Origin of the sequence: Carnobacterium sp. ISL-102, from assembly GCF_018612935.1 — a bacterium.
Taxonomy (GTDB): Bacteria; Bacillota; Bacilli; order Lactobacillales; family Carnobacteriaceae; genus Carnobacterium_B; species Carnobacterium_B alterfunditum.
Map to the genome: position 1 here is coordinate 12,704 of NZ_JAGGRF010000031.1, position 18,772 is coordinate 31,475.

At 35.5% G+C, this 18,772-nt stretch carries 20 protein-coding genes; all 20 read right to left on the reverse strand.

Annotation, left to right across the window (positions count from 1 at the left end; genetic code table 11):
* Positions 1–19: 19 nt before the first annotated feature.
* The 20 genes from murD to dapG all read right to left on the reverse strand — a co-directional run bounded on the left by murD (position 20) and on the right by dapG (position 18,746).
* A complete protein-coding gene (gene murD, locus J7E16_RS09410; protein WP_214891129.1) occupies positions 20–1,405 on the reverse strand; it encodes a UDP-N-acetylmuramoyl-L-alanine--D-glutamate ligase in 1,386 nt (461 codons plus the stop codon).
* Positions 1,406–1,477: 72 nt separating this feature from the next.
* On the reverse strand, positions 1,478–2,443 hold the full coding sequence (gene mraY / locus J7E16_RS09415) for a phospho-N-acetylmuramoyl-pentapeptide-transferase (protein WP_214891131.1): 966 nt from the start codon (positions 2,441–2,443) through the stop codon (positions 1,478–1,480).
* A 12-nt stretch (positions 2,444–2,455) separates the two neighbouring features.
* Positions 2,456–3,934 carry a UDP-N-acetylmuramoyl-L-alanyl-D-glutamate--2,6-diaminopimelate ligase gene (locus tag J7E16_RS09420; RefSeq protein WP_214891133.1) on the reverse strand — a complete coding sequence of 493 codons (1,479 nt, stop codon included), beginning with the start codon at positions 3,932–3,934 and terminating at the stop codon, positions 2,456–2,458.
* A 21-nt stretch (positions 3,935–3,955) separates the two neighbouring features.
* A complete protein-coding gene (locus J7E16_RS09425) occupies positions 3,956–6,109 on the reverse strand; it encodes a penicillin-binding transpeptidase domain-containing protein (RefSeq protein WP_214891135.1) in 2,154 nt (717 codons plus the stop codon).
* Complete coding sequence (gene ftsL, locus J7E16_RS09430; protein WP_214891137.1) at positions 6,106–6,489, reverse strand: cell division protein FtsL; 384 nt, start codon at positions 6,487–6,489, stop codon at positions 6,106–6,108. The genes J7E16_RS09425 and ftsL overlap by 4 nt, the downstream gene beginning before the upstream one ends.
* Positions 6,490–6,519: 30 nt before the next feature.
* Positions 6,520–7,476 (reverse strand): 16S rRNA (cytosine(1402)-N(4))-methyltransferase RsmH, encoded by a 957-nt coding sequence (gene rsmH, locus J7E16_RS09435; RefSeq protein WP_214891139.1) that lies wholly within the window; start codon positions 7,474–7,476, stop codon positions 6,520–6,522.
* A gap of 61 nt (positions 7,477–7,537) precedes the next feature.
* The gene (gene mraZ / locus J7E16_RS09440; protein ID WP_034548190.1) at positions 7,538–7,969 is read right to left on the reverse strand and encodes a division/cell wall cluster transcriptional repressor MraZ; all 432 of its coding nucleotides are present in this window, start codon (positions 7,967–7,969) and stop codon (positions 7,538–7,540) included.
* Between the two features lie 381 nt (positions 7,970–8,350).
* Positions 8,351–8,731: a DUF3397 domain-containing protein gene (locus J7E16_RS09445; RefSeq protein ID WP_214891141.1), complete on the reverse strand. Its 381-nt coding sequence runs from the start codon at positions 8,729–8,731 to the stop codon at positions 8,351–8,353.
* 215 nt (positions 8,732–8,946) lie between these two features.
* Positions 8,947–9,126, reverse strand: coding sequence for a 50S ribosomal protein L32 (gene rpmF, locus J7E16_RS09450; protein WP_034548189.1), 180 nt, complete (start codon positions 9,124–9,126; stop codon positions 8,947–8,949).
* Positions 9,127–9,194: 68 nt separating this feature from the next.
* Positions 9,195–9,758 carry a YceD family protein gene (locus J7E16_RS09455; protein WP_214891142.1) on the reverse strand — a complete coding sequence of 188 codons (564 nt, stop codon included), beginning with the start codon at positions 9,756–9,758 and terminating at the stop codon, positions 9,195–9,197.
* An 85-nt stretch (positions 9,759–9,843) separates the two neighbouring features.
* Positions 9,844–11,064, reverse strand: a complete 1,221-nt coding sequence (locus J7E16_RS09460; protein WP_214891144.1) for a nucleotidyltransferase — start codon at positions 11,062–11,064, stop codon at positions 9,844–9,846.
* A gap of 16 nt (positions 11,065–11,080) precedes the next feature.
* Positions 11,081–12,877 carry a DNA helicase RecQ gene (recQ, locus tag J7E16_RS09465; RefSeq protein ID WP_214891146.1) on the reverse strand — a complete coding sequence of 599 codons (1,797 nt, stop codon included), beginning with the start codon at positions 12,875–12,877 and terminating at the stop codon, positions 11,081–11,083.
* A gap of 74 nt (positions 12,878–12,951) precedes the next feature.
* On the reverse strand, positions 12,952–13,686 hold the full coding sequence (locus J7E16_RS09470) for a class I SAM-dependent DNA methyltransferase (protein ID WP_214891148.1): 735 nt from the start codon (positions 13,684–13,686) through the stop codon (positions 12,952–12,954).
* A 5-nt stretch (positions 13,687–13,691) separates the two neighbouring features.
* A complete protein-coding gene (gene rsfS / locus J7E16_RS09475) occupies positions 13,692–14,048 on the reverse strand; it encodes a ribosome silencing factor (RefSeq protein ID WP_214891150.1) in 357 nt (118 codons plus the stop codon).
* Between the two features lie 10 nt (positions 14,049–14,058).
* Complete coding sequence (yqeK, locus tag J7E16_RS09480; RefSeq protein WP_214891152.1) at positions 14,059–14,667, reverse strand: bis(5'-nucleosyl)-tetraphosphatase (symmetrical) YqeK; 609 nt, start codon at positions 14,665–14,667, stop codon at positions 14,059–14,061.
* Positions 14,657–15,310, reverse strand: coding sequence for a nicotinate-nucleotide adenylyltransferase (locus J7E16_RS09485; RefSeq protein WP_214891154.1), 654 nt, complete (start codon positions 15,308–15,310; stop codon positions 14,657–14,659). Before J7E16_RS09485 ends, yqeK begins: the two co-directional genes overlap by 11 nt.
* A gap of 39 nt (positions 15,311–15,349) precedes the next feature.
* The gene (yhbY, locus tag J7E16_RS09490) at positions 15,350–15,664 is read right to left on the reverse strand and encodes a ribosome assembly RNA-binding protein YhbY (RefSeq protein WP_214891156.1); all 315 of its coding nucleotides are present in this window, start codon (positions 15,662–15,664) and stop codon (positions 15,350–15,352) included.
* 48 nt (positions 15,665–15,712) lie between these two features.
* Positions 15,713–16,846, reverse strand: a complete 1,134-nt coding sequence (gene yqeH / locus J7E16_RS09495) for a ribosome biogenesis GTPase YqeH (RefSeq protein WP_214891158.1) — start codon at positions 16,844–16,846, stop codon at positions 15,713–15,715.
* Positions 16,824–17,369, reverse strand: coding sequence for a YqeG family HAD IIIA-type phosphatase (locus tag J7E16_RS09500; protein ID WP_214891160.1), 546 nt, complete (start codon positions 17,367–17,369; stop codon positions 16,824–16,826). Before J7E16_RS09500 ends, yqeH begins: the two co-directional genes overlap by 23 nt.
* Positions 17,370–17,540: 171 nt before the next feature.
* Positions 17,541–18,746: an aspartate kinase gene (gene dapG, locus J7E16_RS09505; protein ID WP_214891162.1), complete on the reverse strand. Its 1,206-nt coding sequence runs from the start codon at positions 18,744–18,746 to the stop codon at positions 17,541–17,543.
* Positions 18,747–18,772: the final 26 nt, after the last annotated feature.

An 18,772-nucleotide genomic window follows, 5' to 3' on the forward strand; every position in this document is an offset into this window, starting at 1 on the left:
AGTTGTCAGACCAGTCGGTCTATTCCCCCTCTTCTATTGCTTCTTCTACTAATTGCTCAACGGAATGAATAAAAGCATCTCCACGAACCTCAAAACTTCGGTATTGATCCCAGCTGGCACAAGCAGGAGATAATAAGATGACATCATTCGGTTCGCTTAAAGCATAAGCTGCAGGTACAGCTGCTTCAACATTCTGAACTGAAATAATAGTTGGTATTTCAGCTTTTTCACCTGTCTCATTTAACTTCATTGCTGTTTCTCCAAAAACAATAAGCGCTTTTACTTTCCCACTCATAGATGGAATCAATTCATCAAAATTGTTTCCTCGGTCTAAACCGCCAGCTAATAAAATGACTGGTGCATCAAAACCTTTCAAGGCGCTCTCTGTTGCTAAGATATTGGTTGCTTTTGAATCATTATAAAAACGTCTTTCTTTAAACTCTGTTACAAATTGGGTACGGTGTTTTACACCGGTGAACTTTTCTAAACTTGTCCGAATAATACCATTCTTTTGATTCAATAATTTAGCAACAGCAATTGCTGCCATGGCATTCTCAACATTATGGTCCCCAGGAATCAAGATATTTTCTTTAGCCATGACAGGCTCGCCTTGGTAATAAATAACATCATCTTGAAGATACACTCCATCATTTAAAATTTCTTTCCTTGAAAAAGGAATAATAATGGCTTTACTCTTTTTAGACAACTCTCTTAACTCAGGTTGGTCCCAGTTGACAATTAAGTAATCTTCTTCAGTTTGATTTTTTGTAATATTCATTTTAGCTGCTACATATTCTTCTCTTGTTCCATGATAATCTAAATGAGCAGAATATATATTCGTGATCACTGCAATATGCGGTTTCAATTCAGTGATACCCATTAACTGAAAACTAGACAATTCCATAATGATCTCATCATCTGATGTTGCTTTTTGAGCCACTAGACTGGCAGGTGTACCAATATTTCCAGCTACATATGCCTGGCCTTTAGAACGTTCTGCATTTAGCAACTCAGCAATCATAGTTGTAGTCGTCGTTTTCCCATTTGTACCTGTGATACCGATGACCATACTCTCGGCCACTTCGTAAGCTAATTCGACTTCAGTAATGACAGGTATGTTTTTTTCGTTAGCTCTTATAATGATAGGATTATTGTACATAATGCCTGGATTCTTCACGACCCATTCAAAATCTTCATCTAGTAATTCAACAGGATGTCCACCCGTAACAACTCGTATGCCGGATTCTAACAATTCTTGTGCCTGAGGATTTTCATCGAATTTTTTATAGTCATTAACTGTTACTAATGCCCCTAAAGAATGAAGCAATTTTGCTGCATTCACTCCACTTAAAGCTAAACCTAAAACCAATACTTTTTTATTTTCATAGCGTTTTATTTTTTTCATTTATAGACCTCTTTTTCTTAAAAATAAGGAAGATTTCAAATTTAAAAAGTAGTTATATTCTTTTAGTAAGCATTATAGGATCATGAATAGACTAGCTACTGCAGCTATTAATCCAATAGCCCAAAAAGTTAAAACAACACGCCATTCACTCCATCCGCTCATTTCAAAATGATGGTGAATAGGGCTCATTTTAAATACTCTTTTACCTCTCAATTTAAAAGAAGTCACTTGGATCATAACACTAGCTGTTTCCACAACAAAGATAAAACCGATCAGAAGAAGTGACCATTCTTGGTGCAGCAAAATTGAGATTGCTGCTAGACCACCACCTAAAGCTAGTGAACCAACATCGCCCATGAATATTTTTGCGGGTTTTTTATTAAAAAAGAAAAAGCCGATCAAACCGCCAACTATAGTTAAACAAATGATCAAAATATCTATTTGTTGTTGATTCCAAGCGATGATCGCATATGCACCATATGCAATACTTGCTGTTCCAGCTACTAATCCATCCAAACCATCTGTCAGGTTAACGGCATTTGAAAAGCCAACTAGCCAAAAAATAATAAACAATCCATAAAACCATCCTATATCAACTGTACCTAGAATGGGAAAGACTAGTTCGGTCGGAAGTCCATCAAAACGGTAAGCGACAAAGAAGAGCAGTCCGCCGAATATTTGACCTATTAATTTTTGTTTAGAAGTTAATCCAAGATTTCTCTTTTTAAATACTTTTATGAAGTCATCTAAAAATCCAAGCAATCCATAAAGAATTAAGATGAATAACGACAAACCAATACCTAATGTAAGGACATTTTGCCATATAGCTACCCAGACAGTCGAAATAATGGCAGCTATTAGAAAAACGATTCCTCCCATAGTTGGAGTTCCTGTTTTTATCTCATGCCATTTTGGACCTTCATCTCTAGTCGTTTGACCTAATTGTTTTGTTCTAAAAAATCCAATTACGATTGGCATTGCCATAATGGTTAAGGCAAATCCGCTCACAATTGCAATTACCATTTCTGTCCATTGCATTATTTCCCGCTCCTAATTATCGTTGTTTTTTATTTCTATTGCCAGTTTAGCTTCTTCAACATCATCAAAATGAATTTTTTTAGTACCAATAATTTGGTAATTTTCATGACCTTTTCCAGCAATCAATACAATATCATTTGTTTTTGCTTGTTTTATAGCAGCTTGAATAGCTTCTCTTCTATCAGGAATCAATTGATAAGTTTCCTCTTTCAAACCTTCGACCATTTCATCTAATATTGCAATTGGATCTTCAGTCCTCGGATTATCAGCTGTAAAGATAACCGTATCTGAATTTTTTTGCGCAATTTCAGCCATTATTGGTCGTTTAGTACGATCGCGGTCTCCACCACATCCAACTACGCAAAAAACATTGCCTGTTTTGATTTCATTTACTGCATTTAAAACATTCAATAAACCATCTGGTGTATGTGCATAATCAACGATCACAGCAAAGTCCTGATTGCCTTTAACTAGTTCAAAACGACCTCTCACACCGCTTATTTCACCGATAGACTGAATAACAGAAGACAACTCAAGGCCTGCAGCATAAGCTCCAGCAATTGCCGCTAGAGCATTTGACACATTAAACTTACCAACTAATTGTAACTGTACTTCATATACCCGATTTTCAAAATTTAAATTAAACCGTGTTCCTTTATTTGTGATACTCAAATCAGTTGCCTTAAAATCAGCTGGTTGATCGATCCCGTATGAGAATACCCGAGCAGCTGTTTTTTCTTCAAAACTTTTCCCCACCGGATCATCAAAATTTAGAATAGCAAATTTAGCTTTGTCTTGTTGATAACCGTTACCTAATTGTGAAAACAAAAGACTTTTAGCTTCAGCATATTTTTCCATAGTATGATGATATTCTAAGTGATCTTGACTTAAATTAGTAAAAATAGCAATATCAAAATCAGTCCCCCACACTCTGCCTTGAACCAAAGAATGAGAAGAGACCTCCATAGAACAAGTATTCACACCGCTTTTTTGCATTGCGTATAAGGTTTTTTGTAGAGTGATACTGTCTGGTGTTGTGTTCTTAGTTTCGTACACCTCAGAACCAATACGACGGTACATTGTTCCAATAACGCCAGTTTTTTCCTTGTGATCGTGAAATATATAATCTAAAAGATGTGTGACAGTTGTTTTTCCGTTTGTACCTGTAACACCAATCACCCGCAAACTTTGACTTGGATAATGATAAAAAGCTGCTGCTAAAATTGCCATAGCCTTCATTGTATTATTTACATAAATAACAGGAACCGTTACCTCGATTGGCTCACTTGCCACTACTAAAACTGCTCCTTTTTGAACAGCCTCTTTTGCAAGATCATGTCCGTTCTGAAGAGCACCAGTAATGCAAATAAAAAGCGAACCTGATTCAACTTCTCTCGTATCTTGAGTAACTTTATTTATTTCCAAATTATTGGAAATATCCATCGAAACTTCTGTTGTTTTTAATGGTTTGATCAATTCAATTGCTTTCACTATTTTCACCTTTTTCTATTCTTATGGAGTTTCTAATCCTATAGTAATTTTATCTGCATCATGCATATTTGCATTTGGTTCTAGGCTTTGACTCTCTACATAGCCTTCACCTTCAAATGTAAATTCTAATCCCGTTATCTCAGAAACCTTCAAAACATCATTTTTAGACCATCCCATCATATCAGGCATTGTCATTGCACCATTCGTCATCAAAACGACACGTTGATTCTCAATAGTTGTTTTGTTTGGTAATGGCAATTGCTGTACTATTGTATCACCATTTCCCACAACGGTCACATTTAACTGAGTATCTTCTAATATTTTAAGGGCCTCTTCTTTTGTTGTTCCTGTAACTTTTGGCATTTCTACAGCATTTATTTCAGCGTCTTCCTCTTCACCTAAAGATAAATATTCTAATGCTCGTTTCATAATAGGCTGATAGATTTCTTTGACCACTCCACTTCCCGTTATACTGCCATCCTTAATTTCCGGCTGTTGCACGGTAATATAAAGAATCACCTTAGGATCATCTGCTGGAGCCATGGCTGCTACCGAGTAAATATAATCAGTTCCACCACTATAATACTGTTTTGTTTCAGGATTAACAATCTCTGCCGTTCCAGTTTTTGCGGCAATCTCGTAACCATCAATTTGATAGCCTACTCCGGTACCATTTTCATTATAAACGACCTCTTTTAAATACTCTAGTGTCTGATGGGCTACTTCTTCAGTAATCGGTTCGCCAACTACTTCGGGTTCAACGATTGTTTCTTTACCTGTATCAGAATCAACAAATTTGCTTATATATTGCGGCTTCATCATTTGGCCGTCATTTGCAATTGCAGTGAAAGCTTGCAGCATTTGAACTGCTGTTACAGTTAATCCTTGTCCAAATGCTGTATTGGCTTGCTCTAAGGGATATTTAAAACCTATTGAACCTTTTGCTTCATTGGCCAATCCTGAATTAGTCGTTTGGCCTAATCCAAAAGCATCCATATACTCTTTCCAAGTTTCAGGACTCATTTTTTCCATTAAGTTAGCGAATGCTACATTACTTGAACGAGCTAAACCTTCTAGATAAGAAATCGTTCCCCAACCTTCTGGATCATGATCATGTATCGGCTCTTTGCCAATCATTTTTACACCTGATTGATAATAAGCATTTGGGTCAAAGACTCCCTCACTGACTGCTGCTGCTAAAGTCAAAATCTTTATCGTTGATCCGGGTTCAAAAGTATTTTCGACTAATAAATTTTGCCATAATTGATCGATTCCAACTTTTGTTGTTCCATTAAAAGTTGGTCTTTGCGACGTTGCTATGATAGCTCCCGTTTCTGGATTGATCAAAGTCGCTGTCACCATAGCAGAGTTGTATTTTTCATCTATTTCACTCATAACGTTTTCCATATATACTTGCATACGTTTATCTATTGTAAGGTAAATGTCATCACCATTTACAGGTTCAGTCGTTTCTACTTCAGAATTAGGAATGACATAACCAAAACTATCTTTTTGGTAGATTGTTTTGCCGTCTGTCCCTTTTAGTAAATCATCATAAGCAAGTTCAATCCCCATCATACCGGTTAAATCTGTGCTAGAGGCTTCTTCTTCCTCTCCAGAGGGCAACGCTGCATATCCTACTAAATGTGAAGCAAAAATACCGTTGGGATAAAGCCTTGTTGGTGTTTCTTCAAAGACGATCCCAGGCAAATTCTCTTGTTCAATGCTTTTTTTTGTATCAAAGGATAAATTCTTTCCTGCTTCGCCAAACTCAACTTGAGAAAGATTTTTCTGATTTAAAGTAGCTAGAATATCTTGTTTGCTCATTGGAATGAATTTTTCTAATAGTTCAGCTGTTTTTTTCTTATCGACTACATGCTGTGGTTCATCAGGGTTCGACCATTCATCCGTTAAAACCGCTACTAAAGAATAAGAAGTAGCATCCAATGCAACCGATTCTCCCCCAACATCGTATATGGTTCCTCGGTTTGCTTCTAGGATACTACTTCTTGTGTACAGATTATTTAGATTTTGAGACAAATTCTCCCCATTGACTTCACCTTTTACCATTATAAATGCAATTCGTCCCGCAAAAACGACTAGCAAAAAAATCGTGCCAAAGAACAAAAGTATGGCAACCTTTTTTCTGTTTTTTAGAGGATTTTTATTATTCATTTTATAACATTCCTTACATTTTTTTCATTCATGTCTAAGTCGAATTTATTTGCTATCTCATATACACGATCATAGCGAGATAACTCTTGAACTTCTTGTTCTAAGTTTTCATTAACCGTTGTCGATTCGGTTATAGATGTCACTGTATCTTGTAACGTACGATTCGTACTGGCAATCGTTATTTCTAATGAAATACTAACGGCAATTAAAGCAAACAAAACAATTAGAATAGAACTTATGAGTAATTTTTCACCTTTTGTAATACCTATTCTTTTTGTTAAAGGAGTATGTACTTTTTCCTTTTTAGGAGTAGGAGCTGTCTGGGGCTGAAATGGCACTTCGATTTCAAGGTTTCTAGCTAAATTACTTTCCGATGACATAGTCAATTCTTCCTTCCTGCTTTCTAATGGTTACACTAGTTTATTTTGTTTTTCAGCAATTCGTAATTTAGCACTTCTCGAACGATTATTCATTTCTAATTCTTGCTCTGAAGGTAAAATTGGTTTTCTGGTAATCAATTTTAATTCAGGTAAGAAACCATCTGGAGTAACTGGCAATCCGCGTGGCAAATCAGGGCCTTTTGAATGATCTTTGAAGATAGTTTTAACGATTCGGTCCTCTAATGAATGAAAAGAAATGACACTGATACGTCCGCCTATCGCTAATAAATCAATAGCTTGTTCCAATGAATCTTCGACTGAAGATAACTCATCATTAACCGCAATTCGTACAGCTTGAAAAACACGCTTTGCTGGATGGCCACCTTTTCTTCTAGCTGGTGCTGGTATCCCTGCTTTAATCAATTCTACTAATTCAGATGTTGTTTCGATTGGCTTTATTTCCCTGGCAGCCTCAATTTTACGAGCAATTTGTTTTGAAAATTTCTCTTCCCCATAGCGGTAAAAAATTCTTATCAAATCGTGATAAGACCACTCATTGATGACTTCTTTAGCTGTTAATGGAGCATCGGTGTCCATCCTCATATCTAGAGGAGCATCTTGGTGGTAACTAAACCCTCTTTCTGCTTCATCTAATTGAGGAGAAGAAACACCTAAATCATACAGAATTCCATCTACTTCGTTTATTCCTAAATTTGTTAATTCTTCTTTTATAAAACGAAAATTTGCCTTAATAAAAGTGATCATACCTTTTTCTACATATTCAGCCAACCGAACTTTTGCGTTTTCAATTGCACGCTCGTCTTGATCAAAGGCATATAAATGCCCATTTTCATTCAATTGTGATAATAAATATTCACTATGCCCGGCTCCGCCTAAAGTACAATCGACGTATATGCCTTCTGGGGATAGCGAAAGCCCATCAACAGTTTCTTTTAATAGGACCGTTTCATGATTAAATGCTGTCATTTTTTCGCCTACCTTACTCACTATTTTTCGTAGTATTTTCTACTTATGCACTGTTCTTTTATCAGAAACCAAAATCAATCATTTCTTCAGCAATGCTGTCGAACATTTCTTCAGCCTCTTCGGAAACTTGGTTCCATCTTGTTTCACTCCAAATTTCAATGCGTTCAGATACGCCAATAATATGACACGTTTTTTCTAGTTTTGCATGTTCTCTTAATGTTTGAGGAATATTGATTCTTCCTTGTTTATCTAATTCACATTCAACAGCTGCGGAGTAAAAGAATCTTGTAAAAGCACGAGCTTCTTTCTTTGCTAACGGGAGTTGTTTGAGTTTTTCTTCAAGAGCAGACCATGATTCTTGTGGGTATCCAAACAAACATCCATCTAATCCACGAGTGAGAATAAATTTCTCACCTAAATCAGATCGAAATTTTGATGGCATGATCAAACGACCTTTTGCATCAATGTTGTGCTTGTGTTCACCCATTAACATAGCTGTCTCACCTCAGTCTCCGATTAGATATTTTTAGTCTACCACAATGCCCCACTTTCCTCCACAATTATTCAAAAAAAGATATAAATCTTCTTGTTAATGTAATATTTGTTTTTTAAACGGCATAATTCTCCCTTTTTTAGTGTGTATTTACGCTGATGATCTTTTAGTTCTTGCTAAATAACGGAAAAAAAGAAGTAAGATAAGGACAATATGTCCTTATCTTACTTCTTAGACTTATTACGATTAACCCTGTTTAAATGACCGTACTGATGATCCTATCAACATGAATCCCAGACAATGATTTTACATACTATTACAACCGATCATCCCACCGATTTTCTGATACGATCATTTTTATTCTGCACAACTCTCTGCAACTCAATTTAAAGTTAGAACTATATCGACTGCGACTAAGCCGTAATAAGTTACAATAGAACTAATAAAAACAAAACGCCAATAAGTTTTAAAAAAGCTTTTATATAAAATTTCGCCCTTTTTTACCGCTATGATCAAAAGAATCACAATTCCTAGACTGAAAATAAAAATCAAAAAATATGGAATTAAAGAAAATCCATATGTTAACTGACTAAGAATATGGATACCTAGGATTAAAAAAGGAACCAATAAATCTGCTAATTTAATAGCTGAATTTTGTTTTTTAAAATGACGCTGTGTTGGTTTGCTAAACAAAGCCAGTAAAATAATGGGCAAACAATACAGAATTACTTTACCCATTATTAATGAAGTTCCAGAATCCACTTTTATCCCACCTTTTTAAAATATGTAAATTCGATCAATAGGCATTTTACTTATACAGCAAAACAATACCAAACTATCTTTTTTAAATTTAACGTAATTTTCTTTTTTTGTATACTCCTAATTGTATATTCTTAGTAAATCAAAAAAAAACCCTTTATTGAGCCATGGTCTCAATAAGGGGTTTCAAATCATCTCATGATGAACTGTGCAAAAAATTAAGCTTCTTTGCTGATTACTTCTTTACCATCGTAATGTCCACATGATGCACAAACGTGATGGCTTTTTTTCAATTCGCCACAGTTAGGGCATGCGTTCATACCTGGAACTTCTAATTTATAATGAGTACGACGTCTGTTTTTCTTAGCTTTTGATGTTTTTCTTGCTGGTACTGCCATTCCTTACACCTCCTTAAAAGTTGCTTCTCTGCACAAATTTGTGCTAGAAAGAAGCCTATGATACATACTTATTTCTGATTATCAGATTCATTTTTGAATAAATCTTTCAAACCAGCAAAACGTGGATCTTCAGTTTCTGATTTCTGTGTTTCTAAATCTGAAATGTATTCATCTTCAGAAACGACCAGCCAATCATTTCCACTAGGCATTTCTTGTCCTTCTATCTCCTCTTGCGTAAAGACTTGCAATGGGAGATTCAACAAAACAGCATCTATTATAGCATCAGTAAGATCAACCATATCTTTATTTAAAAGAATGACTGTTTCTTCCTCATTATCTATTTTAGAACCAGGTGTAACAGAAGGCGGAATATATATTTCATCTATTCCAATAGACATAGGGAACAAAACTGGTTTTAATGATCTTGCAGAGGGTAGTGTCACATTTAATGAAACAACCATATGAAGCAAGATTTCTTTTTCATGAACAATGAGCGTTCCTTCCAAATCAATCGGAGAAACATCCATTAATTCTTTTTCTCGATTCATCAACGGCTTTTTTAAGTCAACAGTTTCCGAGAAAACTAACGGTTGATTGCGGTATTTTTGCAATTCGTTTAATGACCATTTCATTTTATATCACTCCTAAAGCAACAAGGATTATTATACTAGTGAATGAACCCTTTGTCAACGTATTTTACCTTACAGTCTTTTCTTGCTAAGCTTTGTTTTCATGGTCATTTTCAAAATAAAATTTTAGTGGCTGACGATAATAATCTTGTTCTTTTATTAAATCCATCCGACCCATTTGATAAATTTTACCTGCTTTTATATCTAATGTCCATAAATTATTATTCTTTTTTGTTACATTGGCTATCAACGGTAAAGAAAAAGCTTTTTTCATTACTTTTAAATAATTTCTTCCTATAGGATTAAAGCCTAATAAGTGTATGGCTTTTGGCTTCTTCAATTCATCAGTCATCTCTTCTTTTTTTAATTGAAGAAGAATATATACGCAGATACGTTGCAAACGAGTCCACGATACTCGTTTATTTTTCACAGATGAAATAAACTGTTCAAAGCTTTCTGCTTCTTGAATAGATGCCTTTAATCTATATTCAATGCCTTCTGTTACTTGGTAAACACTCCGTAACTCTTCAAGCGATTGAACTTGTATTTGGTATTTTAAGTACGGCCAATAGTTTTCCCAACTAACTAAAGGATGTGTTGTTACTAATTGAAAACTACGATAGGGCATACTGAACTTTAATTCTTCAATCAGATCTTTTTTTTGCATAGGATCCAGTAATTTTTCTCGGATGGCTGTAGCACTCGAGAAATTTTCTTTGATCAATTCTTTATCATGGTAATCTGACCCTAATCTTGTTATGGTGTAAAGTTCCATTGGTTTTTCATATAGCAAGTTTTCTTTGGCATATGCTAATCCTAAAATATTGTTTGGCATTGAAAGAGAAACAGGCTGATCAGGCATCAATTCTTTAAGAACTTGATCCATCTGCCAAGCATAAGTCTGTCCCGGATCTTTGTTTTCTTTAAATCGCCGATCAATCTCTGACATGTGCTGCCTTAAAAATTGAGCCAGCTTTTGATAATCTTTACTTTCGCCTGTTTCAGAACCAAAACAGATGGCATCACATTTCATGGCATGCAATAACCCAACTGCTCCTTTTGCAAAGTAATCAGCTGGTTGTGTACTAAAAGCAACCGGTAATTCTATTACGATATCTGCTCCAGCTGCTAAAGCCATTTGCGCTCGAGACCACTTATCTACAATAGCTGGCTCCCCGCGTTGCAGAAAATTCCCGCTCATAACAGCAATAATTATATCTGCACCTGATAATTCTCTAGCTTTTTTCAAGTGATACACATGCCCATTGTGTAAGGGGTTATATTCTACAACTACACCACAACTTTTCATATCTAGTAACCTCTCTTTAATTCGTTACTTTAACTTGCTTTAAACAAGTTAAAAAAGCTTCACCATATTTTTCAAATTTATTTTCACCAACGCCTTTTACTTCTAGCATTCCTGCTTTATTTTGAGGCATTAAGACACACATTTGATGCAACGTTTCATCTGAAAAAATAACATAAGGCGGAACCTTTTGATCTGTAGCAAAAGTCCGTCTCAGTTCTCTCAACTGATCAAATAGGGCATCATCAACGGCAACTTTTTGTGCGACTTTTGCTTGTTTTCTAGTGACGATCATTTCCCCTTTTAAAACAGTAACAGCTTTTTCTGTTAATTTTAAAACAGGGTATTGACCGTCAGTCGGAGATAAATACTTTTCGGCTGTTAAATAATCAATCAATTGTGTTATTTCTTTTTGAGGTATACCTTTCATCAGCCCATAAGTTGAAAGTTCTTCGAAATGCCATTGAGTGACCTTTTTATCTTTAGATCCTGTCAACACTTTCATGATCAACGACTTCCCATAAGTTTCACCCATTCTTTTGACACAGGATAATACTTTTTGAGTCTCTAAAGTTATGTCTGTAGCCTCACGATCATCTAGACAATTGCTGCATCTTCCGCAATCGTCGCAATTGTCTCCAAAATATTCAACGATATACCGCTGCAAGCAAATCTGAGTGGAGCCATATTGAGCCATTTCTCTTATTTTACGGTATTCTTGATTTTTTAATTCGTCATTTAACTCTGATTGATCAACAAAGAATTTTTGGATTTGCATATCTTGAGGAGAAAACAATAAAATTGCATCACTTGGCAATCCATCCCTGCCTGCACGTCCAGCTTCTTGGTAATAAGCTTCAATATTTTTAGGAATCTGATAATGAATAACAAAACGAACATTGCTCTTATCGATACCCATTCCAAATGCATTTGTGGCGACCATCACCGTTACTTCATCATACAGAAATTTTTCTTGCCAACTATTACGTTCATCTTCTTTTAACCCGCCGTGATACTTTCCAGCTTTAATATTTTTAGCATTCAGCAATTCATAAATACGTTCTACTTCTTTGCGTGTACTAGCATAAACGATTCCTGATTGACCTTTATTTACTGTTAAATAATCCAATAAAAACCGATTTCGTTCTTGACCTTTAATTACTTGAAAAGCAAGATTATCGCGTTCAAATCCCGTTTTGATTCGATTATCTGAATGGATGCCTAATAAACTTATGATATCATTTGAAACGACTGGAGTTGCTGTAGCGGTCAACGCCAATACGATTGGACGATAATCTAATTGTTGGATTGATTCTCCTAAAGACAGATAACTTGGCCTAAAATCATGTCCCCATTGCGAAATACAGTGTGCTTCATCAATGGCTATCATTGATATGGTTATAGTGTGCATCAAGTAAAAAATTTCTTCTGTCTGAAATCGTTCTGGAGCAACATAAATCAGTTTGTAATCTCCATTGACTGCTTTTTTTAGTCGAACATTCATCTCGGCAGCTGTCAATGTACTATTCAAATAAGTGGCTGGTATTCCCAACTCGGTCAAAGCGTCTACTTGATCTTTCATCAATGAAATAAGCGGTGATACGACTATCGTTATTCCTTCGAAAACTAGAGAAGGAATTTGGTAGCAAAGAGATTTCCCACCACCTGTAGGCATAATGGCTAGGGCATCTTTTCCTTGTAATATTTTATCAATGACTTCTTTTTGTCCCGTTTTGAATTCTGAAAACCCGTAAATTTCTTTGAGTACATCATAAGCCTTTGTTAACAATGTATTTCTCCTTTCTATAAAAATCATTATGAAAAAAAACAGAAAAATCCTAGTCGATTTTTCTGTTTTTTCATTAAAAAAGTTTCTACTTCATAAACGATTTATTTGGTACAAATAAAAAACCATCGTGGGCTTTCCTCTGTTATTTCTGACTCTCCAAAATCAGCACTTGCTTTAATTGAAGAAAAACCAGCTTTTGAGAGCATACTTTTATACTGTTCTAATGAATATGTCCGTTCTTTATGTGTTTCATCGTAACGGTCATAAAGATCTAATTCTTCATCGTATACAAAGAAAGTTAAATCATGTTCAACAGAATGGGCTTTTTCACCCGCATAACTTTTCCATAAAAAACTAATTCCTTCTGATTGGTCATTAAACATGTAACCAGGAAACACTACATCTGTTTGATAAATTGAATGAACATCAAACAGAAATGTTCCATTTTCTGTTAATACATTGTGCACTTGCTGGAAAACTTTTAATACGGCCTCTTCATCAGGCATATAACAAAGTGAATCTGAAAAACAAGTAACAGCTCCAAATTGACCAATTTCAGACAGATCCATCATGTCTGCTTGAATCAAAGGTAAGTTTACTTGCTCAACCATAGCTCGTTCATTAGCTAAACTCAACATGTTTTCAGATAAATCTAGCCCTGTTACATCATAGCCTCTTTTAGAAAGTGCTACAGCCAAAGCTCCAGTCCCACAAGCAAGTTCCAATAATGGCGGCTTATTGTCTAGAAGCTGACTATCCACAAATTCTCCCCATCGATCGTAAAGAGTTTCATCCATAATAGCATCATAGACCTGTGCAAATGTTTGGTAACTCATTAAGCTTAGACCATTTTAGTGATGTCTACCAATGGAGCATCACTCCATAATTTTTCAAGATCGTAGAATGAACGTTCTGAATAGTGGAAGACATGTACAACTACATCTCCAAGGTCAATAAGCATCCACTTAGATGATTCACGACCTTCCACTCTTCTTACATCAATTCCTGACTCTTGAGCTTTATCGATGATTTCTTCAGCAATAGCTTTAACTTGTTTTTCATTATTTCCGTGCATCACAATAAAGTAATCGGCCAAAATTGAAATCTTGCTGACATCCATTACTACGATATCCTCTGCTCTTTTATCATCTGCTGCTTTAACGACTGTTTCTACTAATTTTATACTTTCAGTTGACATGTTATTCCTCCTAAGAATTTGCTACCCATTTATTATAAGTAGCAATTGTTTTTGGATAAATTTTTCTGTTTTGCTCAATTAAATGTTGTAATATTCGTTTTGTTTCATAACGAACAGCTTTTTGTAAATTCTCTGCCGCAAGCACCCGTGCACGTTCAACACCTGGAAAATTCCTGCCAGGTTCGATATAATCTGCGACGTAGATCACTTGTTCTAACAAAGTCATCTTTTCAGCACCTATTGTATGATGTCTAATAGCATTCAAAATATCTGGATTTGAGATACCTAATTCTCGTTCAACTAAGACAGCTCCTAAAGGACCGTGCCAAATGTTGCTTCCATAATCAAGCCATTCTAAATCTAACTTTTCGCTAAAAATCAACTCTTGCATTTCTTTATCACTACGTTCTTTAGCATAATCATGGGTCAGAGCAGCAATACTGGCAGCTTCTGTTGATACTCCAAATTTTTCTGCCAACTGAACAGCAACTTGCTCTACACCTAGGACATGTTGAAATCGTTCTCGGCTCATTTGACTTTGAATAATCTGAATCAATTTATCTCTTGTCAGAGAAACGTATTTTTTTGAATATACTAATGAATTTTTTTTACTTTCCATCTTGATACAATCCTTCCTGACGAATATAATTAAGGGTCTTTTCAGGGATCAAGTAATTTACTGGACAGTTCATTTTTAGATTTTTACGTAAGGAAGTAGAACTGATATCCATTGAAGGGACATCGACCCAAATAATAGAATACGGACTAATAAAGGGGTATCCTGGACGATTCACTCCCACAAATTCTACAAGCTGAGCCAGATCTTCTATTTTGTACCATTTAGGTAAGTATTCAACCATATCTCCACCGATAATAAAATAGTATTCTGTATCTGGATGTTCTTCCTTTAATTTCACTAACGTATCATACGTGTAACTTTTTCCGCCACGATCAATTTCTGATTTTTCGACATCGAAAACCGTATTATCTTCTATAGCCAATTCAACCATATGAAGACGATGCTTGGCATCGATTGCTCTCTTTTCATCTTGATGTGGTGGATTTGCACTCGGCATAAAATAAATCTTTTCTAGACCCAGTTGATGACAAACCTGATCAGCAATAATCAAGTGCCCGATATGTGGAGGATTAAATGTCCCTCCAAGGATACCCACTCTTCTTTTTGGCTGAGTATCAATTTCTATTTCTGTTGAAAATTGTATTTTATTAGCAGAAAAAGTTTGCTCTTTCAAGTCGCTCACCTTTCTTCATGTAAACTAAATAATATCGAACAAAAGTTGTTATTTCACTCTTGGAATTTCATTGGAAATACGTTGATACTTTTCTTGAGTAGATTTCTTAAATAATACGATAACGCGACCAATCACTTGGACTGCATTACAACCAATTTCTTGTTCAAGAATAGCTGCTACTTCTTGAGCCACTTCATCTGTATTTTGAAGCAAGCCCACTTTGATCAATTCTCTTTTCTCTAAAGCTTCGTTAATTTGAACGATTACCTCTTTATTTAATCCATTTTTCCCAATTTGAAAAATAGGGTTCAAATGATGTGCTTCACTTCTTAAAAAACGTTTTTGTTTACCAGTTAATTTCATTTTATTCACTCCATTAAGATCCTAATGATCATTTCTATTTATTTCTATTTATATTAAAGATTTTCGAATAAGGACATCGATACCTTTTGGTGCCCACCCTGCTACGACGCATCCTGGTTCATTGACTGTAACCCATCCAAGTCCAGCAAAGACGATATCTGATTTTTCTTTAACAGAGAATTCAAAACGAACCAATTTAGGAAAGTCCGCAACTTCATCTTCACGTGGAGGTTGCAACAGTTTACCCACTTGTTTTTGGTACAATTCATCTGCTTTTTCTAATTTTGTGCGGTGAATAAGCAAATCATTTGAAGTGAAACAAGTAAATGAATGTCTGCCCCCTTTTAAGTGATCAAACCGAGCTACTCCACCAAAAAACAATGTTTGTCCTTCATTTAGTTGATGAACGATTGGTTTTATTTCTTTTTTAGGCGCAATCAATTTTAAATCTTTATCTCCCAAAACATGAGCCATTTGATGACGATGAATAATTCCCGGAGTATCAATTAAAAATTTACCATCATCTAATGGTATCTCTATCCGGTCAAGCGTTGTTCCAGGAAATTGAGAAGTTGTGATTAGATCCTGCACCCCTGCAGTCGACTTGATGATTTGATTGATCAATGTTGATTTACCAACATTTGTTACACCAACTACAAATACATTACGTCCTTTGCGGTGTTTTTCAATCGTATCTAGCAAGACTTCCATTTCAGCAGGTTTCATAGCACTGGTTAACAAAACATCTTCAGGTCGCAAGCCCTCTTCATGAGCTCGTTCACGCATCCATTGCGTCATTTTTCCGCGTTTTAATGATTTAGGAAGTAGATCCACCTTATTTCCAACTAAAAGAACTGGATTTTTCCCAACAAAGCGATGCAAACCTGGTATTAAACTCCCATTGAAATCAAAAATATCAACAACATTTACGATCAATGCATCTTCTGAACCAAGTTCATTCAATAATTTCAGAAAATCATCATCCGTTAATTGGACATCTTGGATCTCATTATAATGGCGCAATCTAAAACAACGTTGACAATACACTTCGCCTTTTTCTAACCCTTTTTCTAAGGCTGAAGTTGGTGTATAACCCACCGCTTCTTTTTCTGTTGTTTGAATAATGGCTCCACAACCAACGCAACGAATCTCTTCTTCATTATTTAATTCTACTATCGTCATTTATTGATTTCCTCCATCTCATAGTTGGATCTTTTTTGATCATATAGTTCATAATATGCAGTTCCATAAAGCGATTAAAGCGAGTATTCCAAGCATCTGTGTTTAGTATCGGTTTTACTAATACATTACGTATCCCAGCAAGGTTTGCACCCCAAATATCCGTTATAATCTGATCGCCGACCATAATGATCTCATCAGTGGATAGATTTAATTTTTTACTTGCTCTTTTAAACCCAATCGTTGTTGGTTTTAAAGCTCTCGAAACATAGTCTAATTGCAATACCTTTGCAACTCGCTCCACACGTGTTGCTTTGTTATTAGATAGAATCACTACAGGAATACCGGATTTTTCCATCATGTTGATCCATTCAATCAATTCTTCAGTTCCATCTGGATTATTCCATGCAATCAAAGTATTGTCCAAGTCTGCTAAGACAGCTTTGACATTTTGTTCTTTCAATTGTTCTGGTGTTATATGGTAAATAGCTTCCACCATGTACGTCGGCTTAAATATCGTTAACATTTTTTCTCCTTACTCACTAAAATAGGAGTACCTCTTAACAGTACTCCTCAAGTTTGCTATTTTCTTAATTATACGCCAAATTATAAAAAAAACAATCATTACCAGTCTTTTTTAGGCTAATTCTCATGAGACATCGTTATTTTATACTTGAATGTCACAGCTATACTTTTTTTAGTATTCATTTGTTTGTAGAAATACTTCATGTAGCTCATTTAATGCTTGTTTTAAATTTTTTTCCTCAATTAAAATCCAAATAGTTGTGTAGCTATCCGATGATTGATAAATCGGGATCCTTGATTTTGACATTGCCGTAACGATTTTAGCTGTTACACCTGGAACGCCAGTTATACCTGCTCCTACGATTGCAACTTTTGCACAATTTTCGTGAGTTGTAAAAGTAATTTTTTGTTCATTCAGTAATTGTTTCGCTTTTCCAGAAAAAGCTTGTGGAAGTGTGAAAACAATTTTTTCAGGAAATATATTAATGAAATCCAAACTAAAACCCGATTGAGCTAACAGATTAAATAATGACTCTTGTAAATTCTTATTTGTTTCAATCGTAAATTGAACTAAACGAGGTACATGAGCAATTCCAGTTACTAAACGCTGTGGACCACTTTGCTTTTCTGAATTGGTAATCAATGTTCCCGTTTCCTTAACAGATTGATAAGTGGAACGGATCCGCACGGGTATCCCCGCTTGTTGCGCAATTTCAACTGCTTTTGGATCGATGACTTTCGCTCCTTCATGAGCCATATTGCTTACTTCGTTATAGCTCACAACTTGCAAAAATTGAGCTTTTTCAACTAATCGTGGATCTGCTGTCATCATTCCACAGACATCTGTAAAGATATCAATATATTCTGCTTTAAAAGCAGCACCTAACAAAGCAGCCGTGGTATCACTACCTCCACGTCCAATAGTTGTGACATCTCCTTTTTCGCTTACCCCTTGGAACCCAGCCACTACGACTACATCTTTTGTTTTCAAATATTCATAAATCATAGCTGTCTCTACTCTTTTTACCCTTGCCTGTCCAAAGTCTTCATTAGTAAATATACCGGCGCTTTGTCCAGTCAGACCTATTGCATGAGTGCCATTTTTTTTCAATTGATTCGTAAAGACAGCTGTAGATATTGTTTCTCCAACGGATAACAACATGTCTCGCTCTCTTAGATCTAAATAGCTTTTTTCTCCATCAACCAGCGCCAAGAGAGAATCTGTCGCATATGGATCACCCATTCTTCCAATAGCTGATACGACCACTATTACTTTATATCCTAACGAAACGGCATGTACGATATGTTTCTCTGCAGCTGATCGGCTTTCTTCATCTTTTACTGAAGTACCGCCAAATTTTTGAATTAAAATTTTCATTATTACCATCCTTTGAAACGATTTTC

Bases quoted from the DNA above. Each gene is read 5' to 3' on its own strand.
- yhbY (WP_214891156.1), bottom strand. From the start codon at position 15,664: ATGAAATTAACTGGTAAACAAAAACGTTTTTTAAGAAGTGAAGCACAT.
- recQ (WP_214891146.1), bottom strand. From the start codon at position 12,877: ATGATTTTTATAGAAAGGAGAAATACATTGTTAACAAAGGCTTATGAT.
- mraY (WP_214891131.1), bottom strand. From the start codon at position 2,443: ATGCAATGGACAGAAATGGTAATTGCAATTGTGAGCGGATTTGCCTTA.
- J7E16_RS09460 (WP_214891144.1), bottom strand. From the start codon at position 11,064: ATGAAAAGTTGTGGTGTAGTTGTAGAATATAACCCCTTACACAATGGG.
- rsmH (WP_214891139.1), bottom strand. From the start codon at position 7,476: ATGACAGCATTTAATCATGAAACGGTCCTATTAAAAGAAACTGTTGAT.
- J7E16_RS09425 (WP_214891135.1), bottom strand. From the start codon at position 6,109: ATGAATAATAAAAATCCTCTAAAAAACAGAAAAAAGGTTGCCATACTT.
- J7E16_RS09500 (WP_214891160.1), bottom strand. From the start codon at position 17,369: ATGTTAACGATATTTAAGCCGACGTACATGGTGGAAGCTATTTACCAT.
- dapG (WP_214891162.1), bottom strand. From the start codon at position 18,746: ATGAAAATTTTAATTCAAAAATTTGGCGGTACTTCAGTAAAAGATGAA.
- murD (WP_214891129.1), bottom strand. From the start codon at position 1,405: ATGAAAAAAATAAAACGCTATGAAAATAAAAAAGTATTGGTTTTAGGT.
- rpmF (WP_034548189.1), bottom strand. From the start codon at position 9,126: ATGGCAGTACCAGCAAGAAAAACATCAAAAGCTAAGAAAAACAGACGT.
- J7E16_RS09455 (WP_214891142.1), bottom strand. From the start codon at position 9,758: ATGAAATGGTCATTAAACGAATTGCAAAAATACCGCAATCAACCGTTA.
- yqeH (WP_214891158.1), bottom strand. From the start codon at position 16,846: ATGACGATAGTAGAATTAAATAATGAAGAAGAGATTCGTTGCGTTGGT.
- rsfS (WP_214891150.1), bottom strand. From the start codon at position 14,048: ATGTCAACTGAAAGTATAAAATTAGTAGAAACAGTCGTTAAAGCAGCA.
- J7E16_RS09470 (WP_214891148.1), bottom strand. From the start codon at position 13,686: ATGAGTTACCAAACATTTGCACAGGTCTATGATGCTATTATGGATGAA.
- mraZ (WP_034548190.1), bottom strand. From the start codon at position 7,969: ATGTTAATGGGTGAACACAAGCACAACATTGATGCAAAAGGTCGTTTG.
- ftsL (WP_214891137.1), bottom strand. From the start codon at position 6,489: ATGTCATCGGAAAGTAATTTAGCTAGAAACCTTGAAATCGAAGTGCCA.
- yqeK (WP_214891152.1), bottom strand. From the start codon at position 14,667: ATGGAAAGTAAAAAAAATTCATTAGTATATTCAAAAAAATACGTTTCT.